Here is a 25746-nt window from a genome sequence, read left to right on the forward strand (position 1 = left end):
GACGAGTGGTTCCAGTGAAGGCCGGCCATGCTAGAAGCTGCCGCCGGGGGTCGCAAGCCTGCCGGGCGTCGGATTACGCTTCGGATCGTTGGGTTACGCTTCGGATCGTCGGATTACGCCTTCGGCTAATCCGACCTACACAGCTGCCGAGGACTGTAGCCTGGATTAGCCGAAGGCGTAATCCGGGTTTCGAAGGCGTAACCCGACGGGTCGCTTATTCCTTGACCTGCATATAGTCCTCGGCCCAGACCATGTATTCCTCGGCGGTCGAGTATTTGACCGACAGTTGCGAGGCGTTGAGGTCCGAGGCGTCGATCTGGCGCTGCTCGCGCAGGCAGTCGTAGGTGGCCTTGATCGCGGCGAAGTAGGCCGCATGACCGTTGACCACGATACGTACGCCCAACGCGGCCAGGCGGGCGTTGTCGCGCAGGTTCGGGTTGCCGTAGGTGACCAGCATCAGCGGCACGCTGAGCTTGGCCGCGACCTGTTCGAGCTGCTCGAAATCCTCGATGCCGACCAGGCAGATCGCATCGGCGCCGGCCTGTTCGTAGGCCTGAGCCCGCGCGATCACCTCTTCGAGCCCGATCACACCAGCGTTGGTGCGAGCGATGATGCACATCTCGGGATCGACCCGCGCCTCCAGCGCCGCGCGGATCTTGCCGACGGCCTCGAACATGCCGATCAGATCGGTGGACTTGCGCCCGAACTTGGCCGGCAAAAGGGTATCTTCGATGGTCAGCGCGGCAATGCCGGCGCGCTCCAGCTCGATCACCGTGCGCATCACGTTGAGCGCATTGCCGTAGCCATGGTCGGCATCGGCGATGATCGGCAGGCGCGTGACGCGCCCGATACGGGTGGCCTGCTCGACGAACTCGCTGAGGGTGATCAGCGCGAAGTCAGGCGCGGCCAGCACCTGCAGCGAGGCGATCGAACCACCGAGAATACCCACTTCGAATTCAAGATCGGCGGCGATACGCGCCGACATCGGATCGAATACCGAGGCGGTGTGATAACAGCTGTCCGAAGCCAGAAGCCTACGGAAATCGCTGCGCAAGGTGTGATGAGAAATTCGTTGCATGTTTTTCTACCTGAATAAGCGCACGCAAGGGTCGAATCGCCCTTGTTCGATAAAGGATTGGAAGCTGCGCGGTGGCCTGACGATACATCCGCTCCGTTTCAGTTCATGGACGCGACTGCCGGCCCTGAACCCAGGCCATGCCAAGACCGCTGGCGATGATGACGGCCATACCCAGCGTCGCGCCGAGGTCAGGCGCATGGCCGAACAGGATCACGCCCACCACCCCGGCAAAAATGATCTGCGCATAGGTGAAGGGCGCCAGCATCGCCGCGCTGGCAAAGCGGAATGCATGGGTCAGCAGCAGGTGGCCGCTCATGGCCATGGCGCCCAGCGCAGCCATCATCGCCGCATCCTGGAGGGTCGGGGTGCGCCAGTCCAGCATCACCAGTGCGCTCATCACCAGGGTCCCCACCAGGCTGCTGAGAAAGTTGCTGGTCACCGGATGATCCGTGCCGCTGAGCCGCCGCGTCAGCAACTGGTACAGGGTGAAACACACGGCAGCGCCAAAGGGCAGCAGGATCGCCGGGGTGAACAGCGCGCCACCGGGGCGCACGATGATCAGCACGCCCAGCAATCCGCAGCCGACCGCCAGCCACTGGCTGCGGCTGACAGGCTCGCCCAGCATGGCCGAGGCGATGGTTACCAGCAGCGGCGTCAGAAAGATCACCGCCGTCGCTTCGGCCAGCGGGATGTAACTCAGCCCGCTGATAAACAGGATGCTGATGCCCACCAGGCTCAGCCCGCGCGCCAGTTGCAGCCAGGGGCGCAGCGTATGGAACACCCGGCGGCCCATGCGTGGCGCGAACAGGCCCGCCATGAGAACGGTTTGCGCCAGGTAGCGCGCCCAGACGATCAGCAGCACCGGATAGAACTGCGTCAGGTACTTGGACAATCCGTCATGGGTCGCCAGCAGCAGGCACGCCCCCAGAATGAGCAGCACGCCAAGCAGAGGCTTGTGAGAGTTGTTCAAGGCAAAGTCACGAACTTAGATAGCATGCTAAGCATTATGCCTGTAAATGACAGCTACGTCAGGGTCGCCAGACGAGCTACTGCTCGGGCAACGCTTAAACGCTGATTCAGCAGCTCATTTTCAACGGCCTGCTATAGTCGCCGCCCCGGCTCAGGAACCCTCCGCCATGCACACGCCTGCGTTGACCATCGAACGCATCTACCCGCCCCAGCTGGATGCCGATAATGAAGATGACCGCGAGACGCTGCGCATCCACATGGAGCGCTACGATTTCGCCGCCGCCCGACTGACCGGCACGCGGGTGCTGGACATGGCCTGCGGCTGTGGCTACGGCAGCGATCGCCTGGCGGAACTGAATCCGGACAAGACGGTGATCGGTGTGGACATCGACCCGGTCGCCATCGCCTTTGCCAAGGCGCATTACCAGCGACCGAACCTCAGCTATGTCTGTGCCGATGCCGAAACCTTCAGCAGTGCAGAAAGGTTTCACAGCATCGTCAGCCTGGAAACCATCGAGCACCTGCCGCGCCCGCGCCAGCTGATCGAGAACTGCGCCGCGCTGCTTGCCGACGGTGGCCAGATCATCGCCTCGGTGCCCATCACGCCGACACTGGACGGCAACCCGCACCACCTGCACGATTTCAGCACGCGCAGTTTCTTCGCCCTGTTCCGCCCCCACGGGCTGCTGCCGCAGGAGCGCTTCGAACAGATCCAGTGGTGGCAATTCAAGGGGCTGTTCCAGCGCCGCGCAGCCAGGCAGCATCGCTCCGAAGGCGTTGGCAACGCGGTGCTGGCGTACTACCGCAGGCATCCGCTGTACCTGTTGCGCCGGCTTGCCTCGATGCTGCGCTACGGTTTCAGCAATCGTTACCTGACCTGTCGTTTCCGCTCGTCATCAGCCTGAGCCCGATCACCCCGACAGCCTGCCAATCGCGTATGATCGCCGGCCTTCGCGGGTCGCCTTGCCGACCCAGAGCCGTTCGAGAGTTGTCCGATGTTCAGGTTGAGAGCGATGCAGGCGCGCGATATTCCTGCCGTGATGTCGATTCAGGAAGAATCCTACGCACCCGAGGTGCATGAAGAGGAAGCGGTGGTGCGCACCCGCCTTGCCGCCTGCCCGCAGCAGGCCTGGGTTGCAGAAGATGCCCAAGGGGTCTGCGCCTACCTGTTCGCCTACCCGTCCCGACTGGGCCAGGTGACTCCGCTGGATGGCGACTTCCAGCCCCATGCCGAAGCCGATTGTCTCTACCTTCACGACTTGGCCGTAGCTGGTCGCGCCGCTGGCCGCGGCATCGGTCCGGCACTGGTACGGCACAACCTGCAACAGGCCGGGACGACGAAACTGCGCTACTCGGCACTGGTATCGGTACAGGACTCGCAAAACTTCTGGGCGCGCCTGGGCTACAAGGCCCATGAGCAACTGGCAGCACCACAGGCCGGCAACCTGGCCAGCTACCGGATTCCCGCCGTGTACATGGTGCGCAGCCTCGATACGGGCGAGAGCCTGTAGGGCCGAATTCATTCGGCCCTACAGATACAAAAAGCCGAACACGTTCGGCCCTACGCCCCTAGCGGAACGGCGGCTCGTCGAAGCTACGCAGCTTGCGCGAATGCAGCGAGTTGAGCTGGTTGCGCAGCAGATCCAGGGCGGCGATACCGATCTTCAGGTGCTGGGTCACGGCACGCTCGTAGAAGGCATTGGCCGAGCCGGGCAACTTGATTTCACTGTGTAGCGGCTTGTCCGAAACGCACAGCAAGGTGCCGTAAGGCACACGCAGCCGGTAGCCCTGAGCGGCGATGGTGCCACTTTCCATATCCACCGCGACGGCCCGCGAGAGATTGATCAGCGGTCGCTCTTGCGCCCAGCGCAACTCCCAGTTGCGGTCGTCGTAGGTCAGCACGGTGCCGGTGCGCAAACGCTTCTTCAACGTCTCGCCCTTGTCGCCGGTGATCTGCGCTGCGGCCTCCTGCAGCGCCTGCTGCACCTCGGCCAGCGCCGGCAGCGGAATATGCGGCGGCAACACCCGGTCGAGAATGCCATCGCGACGCATATAGGCATGGGCCAGCACATAGTCGCCAATCGACTGCGACTGCCGCAGCCCACCGCAGTGGCCGATCATCAGCCAGCAATGCGGACGCAGCACGGCCAGATGGTCGGTGATGTTCTTCGCGTTGGACGGACCGACTCCAATATTCACCAGCGTGACACCATCACCATCGGCGGCATGCAGGTGATAGGCCGGCATCTGGTAACGGTGCCAGAGCACGCCCGCGATGATCGCCTGCGCCTCGCCCTCCTCCATGCCGCGCTCGATGATCACGTTGCCCGGCAATACCATGCGCACGAAGCGGGTATCGTCGCGCAGCATATCGAGACCGTGGCGGATGAACTGATCGACATAGCGGTGATAGTTGGTCAGCAGAATCCACGGCTGTACATGGCGCCAATCGCTGCCGGTGTAATGCACCAGTCGGCGCAGGGAAAAGTCCACGCGGGCGGCATGGAACAGCGCCAGCGGATAAGGGTCGGCATGCTCCCAGTCATAGAGACCGTCGGCGATGTCATCGCAGGCCGCGGACAGGTCGGTACTGGGAAAAACCCGCGCCAGCTCGGCCGCCGTCACGCCACTGCCGGACAGCTCGTCGCCCTGCTCGATCACGTAGGGATAAGGAATGTTGCGGTCGCTCATGCCGACTTCGAGCTTGACGTTGAAGTCCTGAATCAGCGGCTTGAGCTGATCGAGCAGATAACCGCGAAACGCCGCCGGATGCGTCACGGTCACGCTGTAGACACCCGGCGCCTGCACCTTGGCATAAGCGCGCGTCGAGGCCGGCACCTCGCCCTGGCAGGCATAGGTCAGACGTAATTCGGGATAGCGAAACAACGCACGCTCCGCCGCACTCGGCTCACTGCGCGTGGCCACATAGCGCTTGAGCGCCTGATGCAGCGCCGCAGACGCCTGCTGATGCAACTCGGCCAGCCGATCAACCGCCGCCTCGGCGGTTGGCATGGTGATAAAGCAAGGGGAATCGGTATTCACAAGGACAGTCCTGATTGCATTATTTTGCAACCATCTTGCCTGTTCATAGATGACAGCGGTAGCGGCGGCACTCGGTATCCGGTCGAGTTGTTTTTAAGCAGCAGCTTGGTAGCAGGGCTGTAATCGGAATCGGCACTCAACAGAGCAAGGTGCGGTCTCATATCCCACTTTCTCTTATTGCGTCATCAATAAGAGCCCCACGGGCACGGACATGGGGAAGACGCCCTTGAGCTGGACGCCTTCTGGCGGTAATCGGAAACACCCCCACGGGCTGGGGAAGACTCGCCAGGCCCGGCAGCACCAGGTCGCACCAGGGAAACACCCCCACGGGCGTGGGGACGACCTAATACTGGACTCTGACGAGATTCCATATAGAGAAACACCCCCACGGGTGTGGGGAAGACCAGCCGGAACGGGTGCGGGATGGGGCCGTCTTGGAAACACCCCCACGGGCGTGGGGAAGACTTCATCACGATCTATCGTCGTGATGGTGATACGGAAACACCCCCACGGGCGTGGGGAAGACCAGCATCGTCTGCATCTACGCCGAGCTTCTCAGGAAACACCCCCTCGGGCGTGGGGAAGACTCGGCGTGGGCGACTCGACGGCCATCTGGTTCGGAAACACCCCCACGGGCGTGGGGAAGACGCCGCCCCTTTAACGCCGTGCTGCTGGTATCCGGAAACACCCCCACGGGCGTGGGGAAGACCACCAGCCGGCGCGTCCAAACTCCCCTCCCGAAGAAACACCCCCACCTATCCGCAAGCCTTACGCGGTGCACGAGGAAACACCCCCACGGGCGTGGGGAAGACTCACCGGCGTGCGCGCCGACAACGCGCAGATCGGAAACACCCCCACGGGCGTGGGGAAGACGACTGGCCCGACCGCGCTTGCACCAGCGCGCTGGAAACACCCCCACGGGCGTGGGGAAGACAATACGCGGAAATTAAGCGCCTCGATGGTGGTGGAAACACCCCCACGGGCGTGGGGAAGACAACAAGAGCGAGGAGATGCGGCACTTACGCGAAGAAACACCCCCACGGGCGTGGGGAAGACTTGCCGCAGCATCTCCATCGGCACATCGCCTTGGAAACACCCCCACGGGCGTGGGGAAGACGGCTGCGATCATGGCATTGTTGTACTGGCCGGGAGAAACACCCCCACGGGCGTGGGGAAGACGATGCGAGCATGTCCGCCTGTACGGTTGCACTGGAAACACCCCCACGGGCGTGGGGAAGACCGGCACGGAAGACCCGGCTGACGCCTTTGGGTAGAAACACCCCCACGGGCGTGGGGAAGACCCAGCCAGCGCGCCAAGAAAGCAGCCGAAGGCGGAAACACCCCCACGGGCGTGGGGAAGACCGAAAGTCGATGACCTTCACGCCTTTCCAGCTGGAAACACCCCCACGGGCGTGGGGAAGACGGTAATGGAGCATCCCGCCAATGGCTGCCGGTGGAAACACCCCCACGGGCGTGGGGAAGACCCAGGCGCACCGGGGAAGAAGTCGTCAGAGGGGGAAACACCCCCACGGGCGTGGGGAAGACCGATTCCGTCCTCTTTCAGGCCGGAGTTTGGCAGAAACACCCCCACGGGCGTGGGGAAGACGGCGCTGCGTGATGGCGTGGCTCGAAACGAAGGGAAACACCCCCGTGGGGAAGACTGACGATGCCGTTTTCGATAATGTGTGCGCGCAGAAACACCCCCACGGGCGTGGGGAAGACCCGCTCGAAGTCTTGCATCGTCGCGTAGATGGAGAAACACCCCCACGGGCGTGGGGAAGACCTGCCGGTGAGCGAGGTAGCGGCAAAGGATGAGGAAACACCCCCACGGGCGTGGGGAAGACGCGAGAACGGGGCGATCTGTGGTACGGCCATTAGAAACACCCCCACGGGCGTGGGGAAGACCCGGTAGGGCCAACCAGCACCCAGCGCGCGCCGGAAACACCCCCACGGGCGTGGGGAAGACCAGTCGACAAGGGAGGATCGGGGAGTAGAGCAAGAAACACCCCCACGGGCGTGGGGAAGACCCCAACATATTGTTAAAGAGCCCTTTCGTCCACACTAGATATGCTTAATCACCGGATTTCAGGGTTTCCACTATCAATTGCAGTCCGGAAATACTAGTCATTGACTTACGAGGTGGGCCGATGCATTGCATTTCAAAGCCTGGCGGGCGGGGGATGGAGCGGATCAGTAGCAGGCCGGACTCGGCGGGGCAATGCTTGTACAGGTAGTCAACAACAGTCGCGGCAACGGAGTCCTTGACGCCGGAAACGAAGACATTGGGCCTGGGTTCGACAAACCATAGTTTCATTCGCCCACGCACCGCAGGCGGCAAGTCATTTGCGATAACGATTAGCACGACCGCTCCCCAGAATCCCTGGTATGTCCTCAGCCAGTTTGGCCAGCAGATCCATGTCGATCACGCGCTGGCGAAAGGCAGCGGAAACCTTGTGTTTGTCATAGCGACCGGCCATATCCCGGGTCAGGGAAAAGGCCAGGTCGATGCACAATTCTTCCTTGTACAGATCCGCCAGGTCATAGATGAACGGCAAAGGGCTGCCAGAGTGGATAAAGCCGATATGCGGCGAATAACCTAGACTGTGCACCGCCGAACAAAGGATGCCGTAAAGGGCAGCATTGGCGGCGGTCAGCACCTGATTGGTGATATCGCTGGTCTCGAACTTGCCGGGCGTGAAGCTGCGCCCCTTCCAGCCGACCTGGTACTGCTCGGCCTTCTGCTGGTAGAGGCTGCGCACCCGGTGCCCCTCCATGCCCATCATTTCCTTGAGCGCCTTGCCGGCCAGCTCGGCATCTGGAAAACGCCGCGCGTACATACGCCGCGCCACCTCAAGAGACTTCTGCGGATCAGCCGACAACTCGATCTGTTGTTTCAGATTGCGCGTATCGGCCGTGGGCAAGAAACCGGCCGCGTAGAACAGCAGGGAATCCTCGCCCACCCAGCAAACCGCGCAGTTGGCCGCTACCGCCGTTTTGATCGCATCATGGGTAACGGTGGTGCCCGGCCCCAGCAGCAGAGCATTGAGCGTCGCCACCGGCAAGGGCACCACATTGTTGGTCGAATCGATCCACTTGACACTGCTGTCGTCGATTTCCAGACGCCCCCGCTCCAGATAAAGAAACGGATACTTGTCCTTGACCTGTGGCAGGGAATCGCGGGTGACCTTGACGAATAAACGCTGCCCGGCTGCCATCGGCGCTACTCCATTTTCTGCACGGTAACCCGGCGATCCCGGTACTTCTTGTGCTCGCCAAACTGCAATGGCACATCGTTGAGGGTCAGCACTTCGCCGGGGTGCTCACCCTGCAAAACCCGCAAGGAAAACGACCGCCGCTTGTCATTGGCCAGTGCCTGAGCAGCCTGCAATGCCTGCTCGGCATCGGCGAAGCAGCCCTGGCAGATAAACTCGCTCGGCACGCAGTTCTTGCGTCCCAGATAGAGATCCCAGACCGGGCTGCGCAAGGCATTTACCGCCTCATCAACCAGCGCCGCCGGAGCCTGCAGGGCCACGGCATAGGCCATGTCCTGCAGGTAGTAGCGATAGGTCATTTTGGTACCGCCGCCCACCGCCTTCTTGCCCTCGCTGGTCTTGGGAATCAACAGGCTCTGCCAAGGGTCCTGATCGTCATAGCCGCTACCAACCATCTGGAAATCACGCAGCAACGGCTGACGCGGCAAGGGTTGGCCCTGCCGATCCGTCGGCACATAGGCCACCACCTGCATATCCAGCTCAGCCCAGGCCGCCAGCCACTCACGCTCCTCACCGCCAGCACCACGAGCGCTACACAGCAGGCCAAGTACGCCGGACTTGGTGGGAAAGTCGAGGCTGTCGCGGCGACCGAATCTGGAGTCATGCCCCCAGGCTTGTAGCGGCGCTTCCAGCCATAGCAGCAGATAGGGATCGCTCATCACCCACCTCACTGCACATGGCTTTGCAGCGCGGCAATCAGCTCGTCGATACTGAAGCTTTCATCCTCGCCCCAGTCGTAACCGGCGACCTTGCCGAACAGGGAACCAGCGAGTTTCTCCTTCTTGTCCAGATAGCTCTTGAGCGTGTCGATGCTGGGTTGCAGGAAGCCATCCCCCCGCGCCTTGACCGGGCTCTCGAACGGCACCTGCAAACGCTGGCCCTTACGCACCAGCACCCTGGCGAACTCCCAGGGACTGGCACCGGACTGGGTGGTCTGGCGAGCATTGGGCACGGCCACGAACAACGCCTGGGTAAAGGCGGCGATGGCTTTTTTCAGATTGTCCTCAGCCAGGCTCTGGGCCAGTTGCCCCAGGTCCAGGCTGACATAGCGGTAATAGGTGGCGGAATTGAACTCCAGGCTACCCATATGCGCGGACCCCGGTTCATCCTGCAGATCGTCCAGGGCCGTAAAGAACTCCACCTCGTTACTAACCTTATGGGTCGAGATGGCATGGGCAAATGAGGAAGCCGCTTCGACATTCATATCCGCAGCCTTGGCCACCATGCGACCGAACAAGGCGATATCCAGGGCATCCAGTGCCGGGTTGATGGCCTTCTTGGCCACCTTCGCCAACTCCTTGTCCTTCAGTTTGCTCTCGTCGAACTCCAGGCCACGGGCATGCTCGGCAAAAGCAGTGGCCTCGCTGTCACTGATAAACAACAGGGTGTCATCGATCAGCAGATCGGCCATTTTCTTACCGCAGGCCAGGGCGGCGACCTCATCGGCCCCCGCCGCCTGGCAGGCACGCACGAATAGGCCTTCCACCTGCTTGCTGCGCGTCGCCAGCTTGATGCCGAATGTCGGCATGGCCAGCCGCACCTGTCGCTTCCAGCACTGGGAGCTGACCCTCGCCCGGGTCACACCGCCGACCACGGCGGTTTTCGGCGCGCCCACGTCGTCACGGTTCAGGCAAGTGACCGGGAAGGATTGCAGGATGTGGAATTCGATACGGGTGTTGCTATAGGCATTGATCATGGCGAATGTCCTTTTCAGGCGAATGGGTTGTCGAGTAGCGGCACGATTTGCAGCAGGCCACAGCCGAAGGCACGGCCCCGTCCTATCCCCCGGGTAAAGCTGTCATGGAAACGCTCACGGTCGGTGACGCGGAGCTGGCCTTGCACATGGGCCTGACCCAGGGTGACCGGCTGTTGCTGCTGGGCGCTGAACTGCAGCACCTCCAGCCGATCCACCTGTAGGTATTGCCGGTCCAGCGTGAAGCCCCAGCTCTGTTCGGCGCGCTGGCAGAACCAATCGGCCACGGCATCACGGCCCTTGACCGGCAACAGCTTGCGGCTGGCGCTGTCGCGCCGCGTGGGATTGATGATCACCTTGAAGCGGTAGTGCGCGTGATCGAGAAAACCCTCGGCAATCGGCTTGCTCTGCACCTGCCCGTATTGGCCGTCGATGCAGGCCGCCGGCGCACGATTGGCCAGCAACAGGATTTTCCGCCCGTGAAAGTCGCCGCCCTGGTCGGCATAGAGAATGCCACTGGCCTGGCTGGCAGCCTTGGCCTCGGCGCTGCGTACATCCTCATAGAGGCTGTAGACCACCCGATGCAGGGAATAGGGATCGGTGATACGCAGGGCTTTGACCGCCTGCCGGTCGAGGTGCAACACACTGGCGATCAGGCTCATGTATCCGCCCCTTCGTCCGTCGCCGCTGGCTGGCCATAAAATTCCTGCGCCCATTGCGCCTTGACCTGCTGGCCCGCAAAGCCGAAGCGGCGCAGTTGCCGTAGCAAGCGTAGGTAATCGAGCGGCTGACCTGCCTTGCTGTCGATCAACGAGAACAGTGGCCGCAGAATCCGGCACAGTTCAGCCAAGTCGTCGCAGGCCAGCAGGCGGCGTAAACGGGCCTTGGCCTGGCTGCTTTCACGGCCATCGACGTAACAGGCAGCGATGGCCCTACCGAGACTCAGAACACCATTACGCTCGCTTTTAGCTTTGGCGATGGCAGCCGCGACCGTAGCAAAAGGCAAACGTTGCCATTCATCCTCCAGATCAATGCCATAACCGGCCAGCAGTTCCCAGCTCTGGTATTCGGTGGCCGGGTTGTCGGCGCGGCGCAGGCGGGCCGCCAGGCCCTTGTCCTGCTGGCAACGCTGGATAACGCCGCTGATAAACCGCTCCTCCCTAGCGGGCGGGGTTTGCGCCTGGGATTGCACTGATTCCATCCCCTTATGCCTCCTGCTTCAGATATTTGCTGTGGTTCGGTCGGCACTTGGCCCAGGCATCGAGTTGGCGCGCCGTTTCTTTGGGGCAATAACGGTCATAGGCTTGCTGTGCATAAGCGGCGAAGGTTTGGCGTAGTCGCCGACGATGAGCGGTGCTCTGCTCGTCCTGCTCGCAGTTATCCAGCAATGTCTGAAAATCCCGCTCGCAAAGTTGCCAGAACAGATGAGTGCCCTGCGCCGCCAACTTGGAGCCATCAACCAGTTGTTCCTTGAAGTAGCCAATCACACGGCCATAAAGCGCTTTGGCGAGTTCATCCAGAGCGTCCATCTCAGCCTTGAGCTGGATAAACCAGCTCTGCCCAAGCGTCTCGCCATGCAGCCAGACTTGGGACTCAACGAAGTCATCACTGCCAGAGGCGTACTGTTCGCCAGCATTGCTGCTGACCCGCAAGCCACCCGACCAGATGGCAAAGACCTCGGCCACATCACGAGCGCGCTCCAGCCCGGCACGAATCTGCCAGCTTTGAAAGCCCTGACTCTGTTGTTGAGAAAAGAACCCGAGCAGCGCCGTCAATTCGCGCCAGGGGCGTTTTTCGGGATTCGTCCACAAGGCTTTGGGTTCCTTGCCCGAGTAGTCGATGGCCACGGAAGGATCGGCGACGCCCTCCTTATAACCGGGATGAGCCAGCCCCTCCGAGTAGTGCAGTCCCTTTTCGGCCAGCAGGCAAAAGCGACACAACGGCACCAGACGCCCCAGCAAAGATTGCCTGAGCGTCTGGGCGACAGTGCAATCCTCGCCTTCCGGCATTTGCTCCCAAGGCGCAGTCCCCAGCCCTTGCGGAAAGATATTGGCTTGCTCGATCTGCCCGGTCGTCAGCAGGTTGAGCCACAGGCTTTGCCACAGATTGCCACCCAGTAGGAAGTTATGTAGCAAGCCCATATGCGCCACAGCCGGCCCGGGCTTACTGGAGGAAGGCTTACCCTTGTCATTACGTTTGCCCTGATAGCCGGGCGTCAGGGTGATGCTGTTGTCGGTTTTTTTGCCGGCCAGGGCGAAGGCCATCAGGCTGACCAACAGCACGGCCTTGTCCGCATCGTCCAGGCCACGCTCGACCTGCACCTGACTCAGTACCGTGGTATTACCGGTGGACACTTCCGGCAGCACGGCTCCATAGCTTTGCAGCGCGGCAGCAGCGATGGCCGGCATCTGCAAAAAGGGTCTTTCCCCGTACAGATAGAAGCGCTCATGCCAATGCTCCAGATAAACCAGGCAGCGTTGCGCCAGCCCCTGCGCGCCCAGGGCGCGCCACTCCTGTTCATCCGCCGGGGTACAGGCCGCCTGGGCGATAGCCAGCAATAGTTTCATCAGGGCAATTTTCTGTACCGGGTTGCCACCCAGCGCCCGGTAGTCCGGGCAGGTGAACAACTGCCGCAGACTGACCCGGCCAACATCGGCCACTGGAATCCAGGGTTCGTCTATCAGGTTGAAGCGGTTTTCCATCCTCTGCATCCTTCAGTCCTTGATGACCCGGTAGCCCAGGTCATCGCGATAATCCAGTGAGTACTTGTCATGCAGCCGTGCGCCCTGCACGCCTTGCAAGGCCCCGGTTTCATCCACCAACGCCACTCGCAGCAAGCTCTCGTCATCTGTCCAGTTCGGGTCACCCAGGTAGAAGCAATGCTGCAAGTAAAACTTCTCCAAGGTGTCTCTGGGCAACGGCAGGGGCGCATCACCCACCCGCACCGGCACGATCTGCCGCATCAGAGTAGCGGTCAGTTGCCGCCACTGCGGTTTGCTCAGGCGATGACGCTGCTTGGGGAGGGTAAGTTGGCTGCCATCGAGCAACACCAAGCGGCTGGCCTGCTCATCCGGTAGATGAACCAAGCCGCGCAACAGCAATAGTTCGTAGCTGTCCGTTTCGCTGTAGCGGGTCTGCGCCTTACTTTCCGGCAGGGTCTTACCGCCTTCGGCCAGGGTTATCCGGGCCAACTGGTTCAAGGCCTTGCGCCCCTTGCGCCGCTGCGTGCCGTTGTCCAGCTCATACAGCCAACGCGCCATGGCTCCGTCTTCATCACGCACGGCATACGTCTGTTCGATCAGCGGACGAATATCCAAAGGCAGACAAAGCGACGCCCGTCCCTGCCAAACCTCCAGACTGCGACACAGCACATAGGGGCTGTAGACGTAGGCGCTACTGCCGAAGGCTGATTGTGGCGCGGTAATCGCAGCGTCCAGTTCCGGGACCAGCAGCCAGGCTTCGCAGGTTGCAGGCTCTGCCCTGGGCGTTTCGGCATGACGCCACAAACGCCCCAGGCGTTGCAGCAGCATGTCGCTGGGGGCAAAGCGACTGACCAGAAAATCCGCATCTATGTCGAGAGACTGCTCCAGCACCTGGGTACCGACCAGAATTCGCCCCTGCTCACCACGTTTGCCCCAGCCGCGTTTGCCGAACAGGTCGACCCAGTGCGCCTCGATGCGCTGGCGATCATCGACGCTGAAACGCGAATGCAGCAAACCGCAAGCCAGCCCCAGTTCACAGGCCCTGGCGGCCAGATCGAGATAACGCTGCTGGGCCTCGGCCACGGTGTTCTCGATCCAGAGTACCTGCTGCCCCTGACAGGCCCGGTCTAGCGCTTCCTGAATCGCCTCGGCATCCTGCCCCAGCAGGCGCAGTGCCACCTCCTGCCCCGCATCTACCGCCACAGGCCACTCGACCACAGCCTGTTGCCTGGGAATGGCGGTGATCAGTGGATAGTCCTGGCTGGACAACTCAGCATCTAGCAAATGTTGGCGGCGCTCCTGATTGAGGGTGGCGCTGAGAATGATGACCGTGCAGTGCAAGCCGCGCAGCAGCTCGACCAAGGCATCCAGCAGGGTACCGGTGTAGGCGTCGTAGGTATGCACTTCATCGAGGATCACCACCTTGCCAGCCAGGCCGAAGGCACGCACGAAGCCATGCTTGACGTTCATCGCCGCCATCAGCGCCTGGTCGATGGTGCCCACTGCAAAGGGTGCCAGTAGCCCACGCTTGGCCTGATTGAACCAGGCTCCGCCCGGGCGACCCTCCTCGCCCATTTCGGTATCCAGCAACCAGGCATTGCCATGCAACAGCAGCGAGCGATGCTGACAATCCTCTACCAGAACGTTTTGCAGGAACTCGTTGAAGCGCTCATAGATCTTGTTCGAGGTGAGCTGGGTCGGCAAGGCGAAATAGATACCGCTGGCCTGGCCGCTGGCCAGCATACGGTAGGCCGCATACAGCGCTGCCTCGGTCTTGCCCAGCCCCATAGGGGCCTCCAGCACATAGACGCCCGGCCCGCTCACCGCCTCGATCAACTGGCTCTGCGCCAGTCGCGGCGTAAAGCCAAACACCTGCTCAAAGGACAGACCGGCACGGTAACGGGGCGGGATAAAACCGGCCTCATCCAGCGCCCGCTCAATATTGTCCAGCCATGGCATGGCGGGGCTTTCGAAATGCTGACCGGAGCCGATCCAGTCGGCAACGGAGGTCAGCCCCGCAACCAGCCGTGCCTGCTCCACGGACCCCACCTGCGGCCAATCCATGCCGAGCCTGGCCTTTAGTTCATCCAACAGCGCTGCCCGCTGCCCCTGCCACGGTGCCTCCCCAAAGACCTCATCGTTTGATCGTCTGCCCGCCACTGGTGGGGAAAAGCCATGGTGTTGGCCGAGGATTTCCGCCACGAAGGGCGGCGCACCAAGCGCCTTGGCCGCCACCTGGCTGACACCAGCATGGCCGCCCCATTGCCGCTCCAACTCTGGATTGATGCTAAGCGGGGCAAGGTCGCAAAGCCCTGGAGTACAGGCCCGGCGAATCTTCTCGACGAAACAGGGGCTGACTTTGCCAATATCGTGACAGGCTGCTGCGAAAGCCGCATCTGCAGGGAACAGCAACGATTGCAGGACCGGTGGATAGCGCATGATCAGCGCCTGCGCCACTTCACCTACAATCTGGCAATGCTCGACGACCGTGCGCCCAAGTATCGTGTCGCCACTATCAGGGTTCAGGTAAGTTTTCGCAGGGCATGCACTGAACGAAATACTGGAAGTACCTGATGATTCCTTTGCCTGTCGCCGCTGCCACATCGTTCGTCCCTGATTGTTGAGGAACCAGGCCATCAATCATGGCTATTGGCTACACTCTGGATACTAACGATCAAGGCCCGGCAACAAAAGACCGGAGAAAAAAACAGACAATTTTAAGCGGAGGCCGCTCCTTCGGATGGCTAGAAAAAGACGCAGCTAACGAAGTTTTAACGTTGCAAGTGTCCATACACCTGCAACGGCGCCCTCAAATCGCCAAATCAATCTGCTGCACACTACCCGCCTGGCCATCTTCGAACAGGAAGAATCCGGTGCTCCTCACCCGTCCTTCCAGTTGCTGCTGGGCAACCAGGTCGAAGTCGCCGTAGGCGCGCGCCAGGCCGATGGCGCCTACGCCGGCGGTGAGCAGGTCGACCAGTTCGCCTTTGCCCTGGGCGTCCGGGCGCCACAGGCGAAGTTGTCCGAAGATGCTGTCGCCTTCGTCGATGAAACCGTTGCCGTCTTCGTCATAGGCGCCCAGGTCGGCGAAGCCGTCGCCAGAAAGGGCGCCGAACAGTTCACGGCCATCGTCGATGCGGCCATTGCCGTTACGATCCAGGGCAAGGAAGGCGCTGCCGCTGGCGAGGCTGGCCATGCTGTCGCGGCGGCCATCGGCATGCAGGTCGAAATCGACACGCCGACTGCCATCCAGGCGTACCGGGCCGCCGTCGAGATTGAGCACCAGCGGGTCCTTGAGGGCGGCGCCGGCGCGGACCGAGACGCTGGCGCTGCTGTATTGCATGCTGAGCATTTCCAGGCTCAGGCCGTACTGGATCGTGCGCCCGTCGGCGGTGTTGACGGTGCCGCTGGCCTCGACGTTCAGCGATTCACCGCGCCATTCCTGTACGCGGTACTGGTAGTTGAGAAAGTCGTCATTGCCAATCTCTGCAGCGGCAGCCGGCGCCGATGCAAGCGGCATGGACAGCCCATCGGCCAGCTTGCCCAGCGTCGTGTCGATCTCTTCAACGCTGCGCCCCAGCACCGCCAGCAGCATGCGCAGCTTGTGCAGGCTTTCTTCATCGGGCGTGAAGTCGAAGGCTTGCGCCTCCTCGCCGCTGACTGCCGACGCCGCCTGCGGCAGGCCATCACCCAGACGCTCCAGCTGCCGCTCGGAAATCACCGGACGCGCCTCGTCAAGCTGCACCTCGGCCCGGCTGGCACCGTGTACCTCGCTGCGCTCATGACGGCTGAGCTGCAGGCGTTCGCCACCACGCTGCATATCCAGCGTCTCGCTGATCTCGCGTCCGGCAATGAACTGCCGCTCTGCGCTCAGCCCGAACTGTTGACTCGAAATAATCTGCATCGCTCACCTCCTGCCACTGACATCATTTCGGCATCAGTGAACAAAAGTTGAGCAATTGAATAGAGATATCCTTCTGCGCGAAGGTGCCGCCATAGCGCCCGGCCTTTGACACCAGGCCGATGGCGCCAGCCTGCTCGATCCACTGCCTGGGCGTCAGGGTGAAGCTGTTGAGGCCGGCCTGTTTTTAAACCCGTCGAATTCATTCGGCAGTTCACGGAAAACCGCTACTGCAGCGCACTGCGCCCCAGCACCGCCTGGATATCGAAGCCCCTCGGCAAGGTTCCGTAAGCCCGCCCCCGGCCTTCCAGGCGACTGCCGATAAAGGCATCGCTGACTGCCGCATTGCCGGCCTCCAGCAGCAGCTTCGCTTGCAGCACCACGGCGATATCCTCGGTGAGTTGACGGGCACGGAGCTGGATATCGTCGGTGTCGCGCAAGGCGGTGCCGAGCCGCTCGATATGTGCCTTGAGACGCGCATCGCCATGCCCATCACCCAGCTCGGTCATCAGCGCATCGAGCACGCCGGTTTCCCTCGACAACGCACGCAGCACGTCCAGGCACTGCACGTTGCCGGAGCCTTCCCAGATGGAGTTGACCGGCGCCTCGCGGTACAGGCGCGGCAGGATGCTGTCCTCGACGTAGCCGGCGCCACCCAGGCATTCGCTGGCCTCGGCGATCATTTGCGGTGCGCGCTTGCAGATCCAGTATTTGCCGACGGCGGTGACCAGCCGGGCGAATCTGGCTTGTTGTTCATCGTGCAGATTGTCCAGCGCGTGCCCCATGCGCAGGGTCAGCGCCAGCGCGGCTTCGCTTTCCAGGGCGAGATCGGCCAGCACGTTGCGCATCAGCGGTTGTTCGATCAGCGCGCGACCGCCAACGTGGCGGTAGGTGCAGTGGTGCAGCGCCTGGCTCAGCGCCTGGCGCATCAGCGAACTGGAGCCGATCATGCAGTCGAAGCGGGTCATGCCGACCATTTCGATGATGGTCGGCACGCCGCGCCCTTCCTCGCCGATCATCCAGGCCAGCGCGCCACGGTATTCGACTTCGCTGGAGGCGTTGGCCCAGTTGCCCAGCTTGTTCTTCAGGCGCTGGATATAGAAGGCGTTGCGCGAGCCATCCGGGCGGTGGCGCGGCAGCAGAAAGCACGACAGGCCCTTGTCGGTCTGCGCCAGCGTGAGAAAGGCATCGCACATCGGCGCCGAGCAGAACCACTTGTGCCCGACCAGCTCGTAAGGCTGCCCCGGCCCGCCCGTACCAACCGGCCAAGCGCGGGTGGTGTTGGCGCGCACGTCGGTGCCGCCCTGCTTCTCGGTCATGGCCATGCCGATGGTCAACCCGGCCTTCTGCTCCATGGACACATTGCGTGGATCATATTCAACGGACAGTATCTTCGGCAACCAGCGTTCGGCGAGCTCAGGCTGCAGCCGCAGGGCCGGAACGCTGGCGAAGGTCATGGTCAGCGGACAGCTGCTGCCCGCCTCGGCCTGGTTGTGCAGATACATCAGCCCCGCGCGGGCGACATGCGCGCCGGGCTGCGGATCGGTCCAGGGCAGCGAGGGAATGCGATGCTCGACCGCCGTGTGCATCAGTTCGTGGTAGGCGGGATGAAATTCCACCACGTCGATGCGGTGGCCATAGCGGTCATGGCTCTTGAATACCGGCCTGTTCTCATTGGCGAGAAAGCCAGCCGCCATCAGCGGGCCACCGGCCAGCGCACCGTAGACCTCCAGCCGTGCTTCGGCCCAGCCGCCCTGGTAGCGCCGCACCCACTCCTGCAATGGCAGGTCGAGACGATAAAGGTTGGCGCCATCGAGCGGCGGCACCTGATTGGTCACCTCGTGGGTTTCGGCGTATGAATGCAGGCTCATGGCGAACGTCCTCGGCTGACGGGAAGGTGTCAGGAAAGTGAAGCACGCAGGCTGGTATTGAAAAGCGGGGTTTCGGCCAAAACCATGCGTACCCCATCGCTCCGACAGTAGAGGCGCGCGGGCCGCACTGGATGAATGGTGGTAAGCTCGCACGCCATACATCCGGCCACCCTGGCCACTTTCACACACTATGTATTCGGGGAACCTTTCGATGACCGGCCCTTGCTCTCGCCCTGTCGTTCTTTGCCTCTCCGGCCACGACCCGAGTGGTGGTGCGGGCCTGCAGGCAGATATTGAGGCCCTGATCGCCCAGGGTTGCCACGCCGCGCCGACCATTACCGCGCTGACCGTGCAGGACACCGTGGATGTCTCCGACTTCCGCGTACTGGATCGCGAATGGGTACTGGCGCAGGCCCATGCGGTGATCGCCGACCTGCCGGTTGCCGCCGTCAAACTGGGCATGCTCGGCTCCGTGGAAATGGTCGAAACGGTGCTGGAAATCATGCATAAACTGCCCGGCGTGCCACTCGTGTGCGACCCGGTGCTGCGCGCCGGCGGCGGTGGCGCGCTGGGCAGGAATGAAGTCGGCTACGCCATGCGCGAGCGGCTACTGCCGGTCGCCACCATCGCCACGCCAAATCTCCCCGAAGCACGCATCCTCGCCGAACTGCCCGAAGGCAGCGCCGATGAGTGCGCCGAGAAGCTGCTGCCCTTCATCAGGCACCTGCTGATCACCGGCGGGCACGGCGACGAGCGCGACGTGCTCAACCGCCTCTACTCGCGTGACGGCAGCCGTCACGAATTCAGCTGCGAACGCCTGCCAGGCAGCTATCACGGCTCCGGCTGCACCCTGGCCAGCGCGCTCGCCGGGCGCCTGGCACTGGGCGAAGGGCTCGCCAGCGCGGTGAAGTCCGCCCTCGATTACACCTGGCGTACCCTGCGTGACGCCGAAGCGCCTGGTCGTGGCCAGTACATTCCCCGGCGACTGCCACTGGAGCTGATCTGAATGATGACGGCCACTCTCCGCGGCCTCTATGCCATCACCGACAGCACGCTGCTGGCCGACGGACGCCTGCTGTCCTATGCCGAAGCGGCCCTCAGGGGCGGTGCCCGCCTGCTGCAGTACCGCGACAAGTCCGGCAACGCCGCCATTCGCCTGCGTGAAGCCGACGCCTTGCGCGAGCTGTGCGAGCGCCATGGCGCGACACTCATCATCAACGACGATGCCGAACTCGCCGCACGTCTGGGCGTCGGCCTGCATCTGGGCCAGGAAGACGGCTCGCTGGCGGCTGCCCGTGCCCTGCTCGGTGGACGCACGATCATCGGCGCCACCTGCCATGCCAGTCCGGAGCTGGCCGAACAGGCACGCCGCGAGGGCGCCAGCTATGTCGCCTTCGGGCGCTTCTTCAACTCCAGCACCAAACCCGGCGCCCCCGCCGCCACCCTGGAAATGCTCGAGCAGGCACGCCAGCGCATCGACCTGCCGATCGTCGCCATTGGTGGCGTGACCCTGGACAACGCCCCACGGCTGATCGCCTGCGGCGCCAGCCTGATAGCGGTGGTCCACGCATTGTTCGCCGCCGAATCCGCCCGCGAAGTCGAACGCCGTGCGCGGGCATTCAGCGCGCTGTTCGTCGACGGCTGATCGACGTCATGGCAGTGTCGGTTGCATCAGCACATCATTGATTCCTTTATTACCGCGAGGCCCAACATGTCCCGTTCCGAGATCCTCTTCGCCAGCGCCCAGACCCACATCCCCGGTGGCGTCAATTCGCCGGTGCGCGCCTTCCGCAGCGTGGGTGGCACGCCGCTGTTTCTCAAGCATGCCGAAGGCGCCTATGTGACGGACGAAGACGGCAAGCGCTATGTCGATTACGTCGGCTCCTGGGGACCGATGATTCTCGGCCACAGCCATCCCGAGGTGCTCGACGCGGTGCGTCGCCAGTTGCAACACGGCCTGTCCTACGGCGCGCCGACGGCGATGGAAACCGAAATGGCCGAACTGGTCTGCAGCATGGTGCCTTCGATGGACATGGTGCGCATGGTCAGCTCCGGCACCGAAGCGACCATGAGCGCGATCCGCCTGGCCCGTGGTTACACCGGTCGCGACAGCATCATCAAGTTCGAAGGCTGCTACCACGGTCACTCCGACAGCCTGCTGGTCAAGGCCGGTTCCGGCGCGCTGACCCAAGGCGTGCCCAGCTCCGCCGGTGTGCCGGCGGCATTCGCCCAACACACCCTGACCCTGCCATTCAACGATCTGCCGGCGGTCGAGGAAATGCTCGCCAATGTGGGCAAAGAAGTCGCATGCATCATCGTCGAGCCGGTGGCCGGTAACATGAATTGCGTGCCGCCGGCACCGGGCTTCCTCGAAGGCCTGCGCGAACAGTGCGACAAGCATGGCGTGGTGCTGATTTTCGACGAGGTGATGACCGGTTTCCGCGTCGCCCTTGGCGGGGCGCAGGCGCATTTCGGCGTCACCCCGGACCTGACCACCTTCGGCAAGATCATCGGCGGCGGTATGCCGGTCGGCTGCTTCGGCGGCAAGCGCGCCATCATGGAGTGCATCGCCCCGCTCGGCCCGGTCTACCAGGCCGGTACGCTTTCGGGCAATCCGCTGGCGATGGCCGCCGGCCTGACCACGCTCAAGCTGATCAGCCGCCCCGGCTTTCACGCCGAACTGACCGACTACACCAGCCGCATGCTGCAGGGCCTGCAGGATCGCGCCGATGCCGCCGGCATCCCCTTCGTCACCACCCAGGTCGGCGGTATGTTCGGCCTCTATTTCAGCGGAGCGGACGACATCGTCACCTTCGATGACGTGATGCAGAGCGATGCCGAGCGCTTCAAGCAATTCTTCCACGCGATGCTCGACGGCGGCGTTTACCTGGCACCCAGTGCATTCGAAGCGGGCTTTACCTCCATCGCGCATGGCGACAGGGAGCTGCAACTGACCCTGGATGCCGCCGAACGGGCCTTCGCCACACTCAAATGAGCCTGCTTCCCGAACTGCTGCAAGCCACACTGCTGACCCTCTGCGCAGCGGCCAGCGCCATCCGCATCGGCCTGGCCCGGCGTGGTTACGCCGAGCCACGGCAACCTGCGCTGTTCTGTGCGTTGCTCGCCTTCGCGCTTGCCGCCGGTATCGGCGCCAGCGCCGTGGCACGCCTGGCGTTCGGCCTCGATACCTTGGAGGCCGAACGCTGGCTGCTACGCGCGACCCTGTTGCTCGGCTTGCCGCTGCTCGGCCTGGTTGCGCTGACATTCGCCCGCCAGTGGAACTGGAGCCGCCCCGCCTGGGGCCGTGTAGTGCTCGGCTTGTGCGCGTTCTTCGAGCTGGCGCGGCAACTGGGCTGGGGCGACCCTTACGCCCTGACGCTGGGCCTGCTCAGCGCCCTGCTGGTGATTCATGCCGGCCTGCTGCAATGGCCTGCACGCCAACAAGCCGCTGCCGGGAGCGTGGGCGGTGTGCTGCTACTGGCGGCATTGCCCTGGACAGGGCTGTCGATTGGCGACAATCCGCTGGCCAGCTATCAACAGTTATGCCTGGCGCTAGCCTGCCCGGTCACCGCCTGGCTGCTGCTCAATCTGCTCCTCGGCGAATGCGAGCAAAGCCTTGAACAGGTATAAAAACCCTGGCCAACCATGAAAGCCTTTGTAAGCCGGCAACGGCTTATCCATAATGTGACGGTCGGCTCGTTTCTGCCGATATTTCAATCACCGCCCTGATCGTCGAGGCGCTTTGATTCATGACTCGCACCGGTCGCAGCCTTGCCCTTGGCTGCCTGCTGCTTCTCACGTCCCTGCCAGTCTTCGCGGGCGGTAATTCACTGCTGATCCCGGCAACCTCACGCTGCGCCCTGAATACCGCCCCCGAAACCGTACGTGAAGCCCTGCGCGCCTGCGAGCAGGTCGCCAGCGAGGGCGACGTACAGGCCAGCTACGAACTGGGCGAATACCACTATGACGGTCGGCAGGCGCCGCGCGATCTGCCCAAGGCGCTGTACTGGTTCGAGCAGGCGTCGCTGCAGGGCCATGCGTTGGCGCAGCATCGCCTCGGGGTGATGTTCTTCCGTGGCGAAGGCGTGCCGGCGAACAATGTACAGGCCTATGTGGTTCTGAAAATGTCGGCGGTCAATGGCGAAGAAGAGGCACTGGACACTGCTGACCGGGTCTCCGCCCAGATGCGCCGCGATGAACTGGAGATCGCCACCCAGGTTCTGGGGCAGATTTTCCGCGACTACCTGATGAAGCTGCAGACGGCGGGGGAATAAGCTGCAAGCTGCAAGCCAGCGTAAGGTGGATGTCGCTTTTTACATCCACCGAGGCTCCGTTCGTCGGGTCGATGAAGCGTGACCCGACCTTGTATCTCGACTGCAGCCTTTCAGGAGGCGATAGTCCCCGGCTGATCATCGGGGGAGAGAGTGCAAGTAGTACCCGCCCTTAAGCTTCGAGCTTGTGACGTAGATAACGCTGCACTCCTCCGCACTCATCCAGTAAGTCCGAACGGTATCTTGAGCCACGAGCTCGCATTAGCAAGGTAGGACGGATGCAGTGACGATCTATCCGTTCACTGAGGAGGAAAACCATGGCCATAGTCGTTGGCGTCGACATCGCCAAACACACATTCGACATCGCAACCTTGCAGAGCAACGGCAAGCACCGCACCAAAGGCAAGCTGACCAATGACTCAGCAGGCTTTGAGGTGTTCCAGCAATGGCTGCTCAAGTACGCCGAGCCGCAGGCATGGGTCGTCATGGAGGCGACGGGCATCTACTACGAAGCCCTGGCCGAATGGCTGCTCGCGCGAGGTTACCGGGTGTGCGTCCTCAACCCGGCCCAAGTTGCCTATTACGCCCGCAGCCAATTGCAGCGGGTGAAGACCGACAAGGTCGACGCCAAGCTCATTGCCGATTATGGCAGCCTGCATCAGGCCAAGCTGCGTGCTTGGCAGCCTGATCCACCGTCCATTCGCCGCCTCAAGGCCCTGGTGCATCGCCTGAAGGATCTTCAGGAGCTGGAGCAGATGGAACAGAACCGCCTGGACGTGACCCGCGAGACCAAGGTCAAGGCGTCGATCGAGTCGGTTCTTGAACATTTACGCCAGCAAATCGCCGAGACGCTGGAAGCGATCAAGCAGCATTTCGACGACAACGATGACTTGCGCGGCCAGCGTGACCTGCTCTCGAGCATCGACGGCATTGCTGAGCGGACAGCAGCGCTTCTGCTGGCTGAACTGGGGGACATTCAACGCTTCGACAGCAGCCGAGCGGTCACCGCTTTTGCAGGGCTCAATCCCAAGCTACAGGACTCGGGAATACTCAAAGGATATGTGCGGATTTCCCGCATGGGGTCGGCCAGCTTGCGCGCAGGGCTCTACATGCCAGCCATTACGTCCATGAGCCGTAACCCTGCCATTCGGGCAATGGTCGAGCGGATGAAAGCCAGAGGCAAAGCCGGCAAACAGATCATCTGCGCGGCGATGCGTAAATTGCTCTGTATCGCCTATGGCGTGTTGAAATCCGGCGAACCGTTCAACCCCGAACTCGCTATTGCGAAGTGAGGGGCAAGACGGTATCTACAGCTGACGACCGCCACCTGTAGGGCCGAATTCATTCGGTCAAAGATGCGCAGCCGAACAAGTTCGGCCCTACAAGCTCCCGCCATGCGGCAGCCCTTTTACTTGAAGCTTGCGGCTTGAAGCTTGCCGCTGCTCTTACGCTTTTCTCCCCCTCTTCCTGCGCCTATAATCGCCGGTCATTTTTTGCACAACGCCGGCCCGTAACATGACCCGCAAGCTCTACATCGAAACCCACGGCTGCCAGATGAACGAGTACGACAGCTCGCGCATGGTGGACCTGCTGGGCGAACAGCAGCCGCTCGAAATCACCAGCAATCCGGCCGAGGCCGATGTGATTCTGCTCAACACCTGTTCGATACGCGAGAAGGCGCAGGAGAAAGTCTTTTCGCAGCTGGGTCGCTGGCGCGAACTGAAGCAGGACAATCCCGAGCTGGTCATCGGCGTCGGCGGTTGCGTGGCCAGTCAGGAAGGCGCGGCGATCCGCGACCGCGCGCCCTACGTGGACGTGGTATTCGGCCCGCAGACCCTGCATCGCCTGCCGGAAATGATCGACGCGGCGCGCACCACCCAGCAGCCGCAGGTGGATATCTCCTTCCCCGAAATCGAGAAATTCGACCGCCTGCCGGAGCCCCGCGTCGACGGCCCGACGGCCTACGTCTCGGTCATGGAAGGCTGCAGCAAGTACTGCACCTTCTGCGTGGTGCCCTATACCCGTGGCGAGGAAGTCAGCCGGCCCTTCGATGACGTGCTGGCCGAGGTGATCCACCTGGCCGAGCACGGCGTGCGCGAAGTCACCCTGCTCGGGCAGAACGTCAACGGCTATCGCGGCGCGACCCATGACGGACGTACCGCTGACCTGGCCGAGCTGATCCGCGTGGTGGCCGCCATCGACGGCATCGACCGCATCCGCTACACCACCAGCCATCCGCTGGAATTCTCCGACGCCCTGATCCAGGCGCACGCCGAGGTGCCGGAGCTGGTGAAGTACCTGCACCTGCCCGTGCAGTCCGGCTCCGATCGCGTACTGGCCGGCATGAAGCGCAACCACACGGCGCTGGAGTACAAGTCGCGCATCCGCAAGCTCAAGGCGGCGGTGCCGGACATGCTGATCAGCTCGGACTTCATCGTCGGTTTCCCCGGCGAGACCGACAAGGATTTCGAGCAGACCATGAAGCTGATCGAAGACATCGGTTTCGACTTCTCCTACTCCTTCGTCTACAGCTCGCGCCCCGGCACGCCGGCGGCGGACCTGGCCGACGACACCCCGGAAGAGGTGAAGAAGCAACGCCTGGCGATCCTGCAACAACGGATCAACCAGCAGGGCTTCGAACACAGCCGGCGGATGGCGGGCACCACCCAGCGCATCCTGGTCACGGATTACTCGAAGAAAGACCCCGGCATGCTCCAGGGTCGCACCGAGCACAACCGTATCGTCAACTTCCGCTGCGACAACCCGCGCCTGATCGGCCAGTTCGTCGACGTGCACATCGACGACGCCCTGCCGCACTCGTTGCGTGGCACCCTGCTCGGCTGAAGCCAGACCAGGTTGGGCTGTTGCGCCTTACCCCGTACCGTAGGGCCGAACGTGTTCGGCCACGCCCATTGTCCGAATGCATTCGGCCCTACGGGAATGTCAT

Annotated in this window: 22 protein-coding genes and 3 CRISPR repeat arrays; of the genes, 9 read left to right on the forward strand and 13 right to left on the reverse strand. The window is 62.5% G+C overall.

Annotation, left to right across the window (positions count from 1 at the left end):
- Positions 1-214 precede the first annotated feature (214 nt).
- Positions 215-1078, reverse strand: a complete 864-nt coding sequence (locus ACYCFC_RS13560; protein ID WP_459651915.1) for an isocitrate lyase/PEP mutase family protein — start codon at positions 1076-1078, stop codon at positions 215-217.
- A 103-nt stretch (positions 1079-1181) separates the two neighbouring features.
- Positions 1182-2048 (reverse strand): DMT family transporter, encoded by an 867-nt coding sequence (locus ACYCFC_RS13565; RefSeq protein ID WP_459651916.1) that lies wholly within the window; start codon positions 2046-2048, stop codon positions 1182-1184.
- 166 nt (positions 2049-2214) lie between these two features.
- Here ACYCFC_RS13565 and ACYCFC_RS13570 point away from each other — a divergent pair, with 166 nt between their 5' ends.
- Together ACYCFC_RS13570 and ACYCFC_RS13575 are read left to right on the forward strand one after the other, a co-directional pair.
- A complete protein-coding gene (locus tag ACYCFC_RS13570) occupies positions 2215-2952 on the forward strand; it encodes a class I SAM-dependent methyltransferase (RefSeq protein ID WP_181082940.1) in 738 nt (245 codons plus the stop codon).
- Positions 2953-3060: 108 nt separating this feature from the next.
- Complete coding sequence (locus ACYCFC_RS13575) at positions 3061-3558, forward strand: GNAT family N-acetyltransferase (protein WP_181082939.1); 498 nt, start codon at positions 3061-3063, stop codon at positions 3556-3558.
- Positions 3559-3616: 58 nt separating this feature from the next.
- Here ACYCFC_RS13575 and amn read toward each other — a convergent pair whose 3' ends face one another.
- The 11 genes from amn to ACYCFC_RS13630 all read right to left on the reverse strand — a co-directional run bounded on the left by amn (position 3617) and on the right by ACYCFC_RS13630 (position 18528).
- Entirely contained in the window at positions 3617-5059 is a 1443-nt protein-coding gene (gene amn, locus ACYCFC_RS13580; protein WP_181083060.1) for an AMP nucleosidase, read from the reverse strand.
- 345 nt (positions 5060-5404) lie between these two features.
- Positions 5405-5799: a CRISPR direct-repeat array (repeat unit 28 nt; unit sequence GAAACACCCCCACGGGCGTGGGGAAGAC).
- Between the two features lie 74 nt (positions 5800-5873).
- Positions 5874-6696: direct repeats of the CRISPR family, unit length 28 nt; unit sequence GAAACACCCCCACGGGCGTGGGGAAGAC.
- 87 nt (positions 6697-6783) lie between these two features.
- Positions 6784-7116: a CRISPR direct-repeat array (repeat unit 28 nt; unit sequence GAAACACCCCCACGGGCGTGGGGAAGAC).
- Positions 7117-7160: 44 nt separating this feature from the next.
- Positions 7161-7451, reverse strand: coding sequence for a type I-E CRISPR-associated endoribonuclease Cas2e (cas2e, locus tag ACYCFC_RS13585; protein WP_459651917.1), 291 nt, complete (start codon positions 7449-7451; stop codon positions 7161-7163).
- On the reverse strand, positions 7429-8304 hold the full coding sequence (gene cas1e, locus ACYCFC_RS13590; RefSeq protein WP_459651918.1) for a type I-E CRISPR-associated endonuclease Cas1e: 876 nt from the start codon (positions 8302-8304) through the stop codon (positions 7429-7431). Before cas1e ends, cas2e begins: the two co-directional genes overlap by 23 nt.
- Before the next feature lie 5 nt (positions 8305-8309).
- Positions 8310-9020, reverse strand: a complete 711-nt coding sequence (gene cas5e, locus ACYCFC_RS13595; RefSeq protein ID WP_459651919.1) for a type I-E CRISPR-associated protein Cas5/CasD — start codon at positions 9018-9020, stop codon at positions 8310-8312.
- Positions 9021-9028: 8 nt separating this feature from the next.
- Complete coding sequence (cas7e, locus tag ACYCFC_RS13600) at positions 9029-10057, reverse strand: type I-E CRISPR-associated protein Cas7/Cse4/CasC (protein WP_459651920.1); 1029 nt, start codon at positions 10055-10057, stop codon at positions 9029-9031.
- 14 nt (positions 10058-10071) lie between these two features.
- Positions 10072-10716 (reverse strand): type I-E CRISPR-associated protein Cas6/Cse3/CasE, encoded by a 645-nt coding sequence (gene cas6e, locus ACYCFC_RS13605; protein WP_459651921.1) that lies wholly within the window; start codon positions 10714-10716, stop codon positions 10072-10074.
- A complete protein-coding gene (gene casB, locus ACYCFC_RS13610) occupies positions 10713-11255 on the reverse strand; it encodes a type I-E CRISPR-associated protein Cse2/CasB (RefSeq protein WP_459651922.1) in 543 nt (180 codons plus the stop codon). Before casB ends, cas6e begins: the two co-directional genes overlap by 4 nt.
- A gap of 4 nt (positions 11256-11259) precedes the next feature.
- Positions 11260-12765, reverse strand: coding sequence for a type I-E CRISPR-associated protein Cse1/CasA (casA, locus tag ACYCFC_RS13615; RefSeq protein ID WP_459651923.1), 1506 nt, complete (start codon positions 12763-12765; stop codon positions 11260-11262).
- Between the two features lie 3 nt (positions 12766-12768).
- Positions 12769-15393 (reverse strand): CRISPR-associated helicase Cas3', encoded by a 2625-nt coding sequence (gene cas3, locus ACYCFC_RS13620; RefSeq protein ID WP_459651924.1) that lies wholly within the window; start codon positions 15391-15393, stop codon positions 12769-12771.
- Between the two features lie 172 nt (positions 15394-15565).
- Positions 15566-16660, reverse strand: a complete 1095-nt coding sequence (locus ACYCFC_RS13625) for a hypothetical protein (protein ID WP_459651925.1) — start codon at positions 16658-16660, stop codon at positions 15566-15568.
- Between the two features lie 224 nt (positions 16661-16884).
- Positions 16885-18528, reverse strand: a complete 1644-nt coding sequence (locus ACYCFC_RS13630; RefSeq protein ID WP_459651926.1) for an acyl-CoA dehydrogenase family protein — start codon at positions 18526-18528, stop codon at positions 16885-16887.
- 211 nt (positions 18529-18739) lie between these two features.
- Between ACYCFC_RS13630 and ACYCFC_RS13635 the strand changes: the two genes are divergently transcribed.
- The 7 genes from ACYCFC_RS13635 (at position 18740) to miaB (ending at position 25643) form a co-directional block, all read left to right on the forward strand.
- Positions 18740-19534 (forward strand): hydroxymethylpyrimidine/phosphomethylpyrimidine kinase, encoded by a 795-nt coding sequence (locus ACYCFC_RS13635; protein ID WP_459651927.1) that lies wholly within the window; start codon positions 18740-18742, stop codon positions 19532-19534.
- 3 nt (positions 19535-19537) lie between these two features.
- Positions 19538-20173: a thiamine phosphate synthase gene (gene thiE / locus ACYCFC_RS13640; RefSeq protein ID WP_459653995.1), complete on the forward strand. Its 636-nt coding sequence runs from the start codon at positions 19538-19540 to the stop codon at positions 20171-20173.
- Between the two features lie 66 nt (positions 20174-20239).
- Positions 20240-21523 (forward strand): glutamate-1-semialdehyde 2,1-aminomutase, encoded by a 1284-nt coding sequence (gene hemL, locus ACYCFC_RS13645; RefSeq protein ID WP_459651928.1) that lies wholly within the window; start codon positions 20240-20242, stop codon positions 21521-21523.
- Positions 21520-22158 carry a hypothetical protein gene (locus ACYCFC_RS13650; RefSeq protein ID WP_459651929.1) on the forward strand — a complete coding sequence of 213 codons (639 nt, stop codon included), beginning with the start codon at positions 21520-21522 and terminating at the stop codon, positions 22156-22158. Before hemL ends, ACYCFC_RS13650 begins: the two co-directional genes overlap by 4 nt.
- Positions 22159-22277: 119 nt before the next feature.
- Positions 22278-22802: a tetratricopeptide repeat protein gene (locus tag ACYCFC_RS13655; RefSeq protein WP_181082923.1), complete on the forward strand. Its 525-nt coding sequence runs from the start codon at positions 22278-22280 to the stop codon at positions 22800-22802.
- A gap of 314 nt (positions 22803-23116) precedes the next feature.
- Positions 23117-24091, forward strand: a complete 975-nt coding sequence (locus tag ACYCFC_RS13660; RefSeq protein WP_459651930.1) for an IS110 family RNA-guided transposase — start codon at positions 23117-23119, stop codon at positions 24089-24091.
- A 223-nt stretch (positions 24092-24314) separates the two neighbouring features.
- The gene (gene miaB / locus ACYCFC_RS13665) at positions 24315-25643 is read left to right on the forward strand and encodes a tRNA (N6-isopentenyl adenosine(37)-C2)-methylthiotransferase MiaB (protein WP_459651931.1); all 1329 of its coding nucleotides are present in this window, start codon (positions 24315-24317) and stop codon (positions 25641-25643) included.
- The last annotated feature ends 103 nt before the right edge of the window (positions 25644-25746 follow it).

It is taken from the genome of Stutzerimonas sp. NM35 (assembly GCF_054604355.1).

Coding starts and splice junctions, on each gene's coding strand:
- ACYCFC_RS13560 (WP_459651915.1), bottom strand. CDS start 1,078: ATGCAACGAATTTCTCATCACACCTTGCGCAGCGATTTCCGTAGGCTT.
- ACYCFC_RS13570 (WP_181082940.1), top strand. CDS start 2,215: ATGCACACGCCTGCGTTGACCATCGAACGCATCTACCCGCCCCAGCTG.
- ACYCFC_RS13575 (WP_181082939.1), top strand. CDS start 3,061: ATGCAGGCGCGCGATATTCCTGCCGTGATGTCGATTCAGGAAGAATCC.
- amn (WP_181083060.1), bottom strand. CDS start 5,059: ATGCCAACCGCCGAGGCGGCGGTTGATCGGCTGGCCGAGTTGCATCAG.
- cas1e (WP_459651918.1), bottom strand. CDS start 8,304: ATGGCAGCCGGGCAGCGTTTATTCGTCAAGGTCACCCGCGATTCCCTG.
- cas5e (WP_459651919.1), bottom strand. CDS start 9,020: ATGAGCGATCCCTATCTGCTGCTATGGCTGGAAGCGCCGCTACAAGCC.
- cas7e (WP_459651920.1), bottom strand. CDS start 10,057: ATGATCAATGCCTATAGCAACACCCGTATCGAATTCCACATCCTGCAA.
- cas6e (WP_459651921.1), bottom strand. CDS start 10,716: ATGAGCCTGATCGCCAGTGTGTTGCACCTCGACCGGCAGGCGGTCAAA.
- casB (WP_459651922.1), bottom strand. CDS start 11,255: ATGGAATCAGTGCAATCCCAGGCGCAAACCCCGCCCGCTAGGGAGGAG.
- casA (WP_459651923.1), bottom strand. CDS start 12,765: ATGCAGAGGATGGAAAACCGCTTCAACCTGATAGACGAACCCTGGATT.
- cas3 (WP_459651924.1), bottom strand. CDS start 15,393: ATGGCCTGGTTCCTCAACAATCAGGGACGAACGATGTGGCAGCGGCGA.
- ACYCFC_RS13625 (WP_459651925.1), bottom strand. CDS start 16,660: ATGCAGATTATTTCGAGTCAACAGTTCGGGCTGAGCGCAGAGCGGCAG.
- ACYCFC_RS13630 (WP_459651926.1), bottom strand. CDS start 18,528: ATGAGCCTGCATTCATACGCCGAAACCCACGAGGTGACCAATCAGGTG.
- ACYCFC_RS13635 (WP_459651927.1), top strand. CDS start 18,740: ATGACCGGCCCTTGCTCTCGCCCTGTCGTTCTTTGCCTCTCCGGCCAC.
- thiE (WP_459653995.1), top strand. CDS start 19,538: ATGACGGCCACTCTCCGCGGCCTCTATGCCATCACCGACAGCACGCTG.
- hemL (WP_459651928.1), top strand. CDS start 20,240: ATGTCCCGTTCCGAGATCCTCTTCGCCAGCGCCCAGACCCACATCCCC.
- ACYCFC_RS13650 (WP_459651929.1), top strand. CDS start 21,520: ATGAGCCTGCTTCCCGAACTGCTGCAAGCCACACTGCTGACCCTCTGC.
- ACYCFC_RS13655 (WP_181082923.1), top strand. CDS start 22,278: ATGACTCGCACCGGTCGCAGCCTTGCCCTTGGCTGCCTGCTGCTTCTC.
- ACYCFC_RS13660 (WP_459651930.1), top strand. CDS start 23,117: ATGGCCATAGTCGTTGGCGTCGACATCGCCAAACACACATTCGACATC.
- miaB (WP_459651931.1), top strand. CDS start 24,315: ATGACCCGCAAGCTCTACATCGAAACCCACGGCTGCCAGATGAACGAG.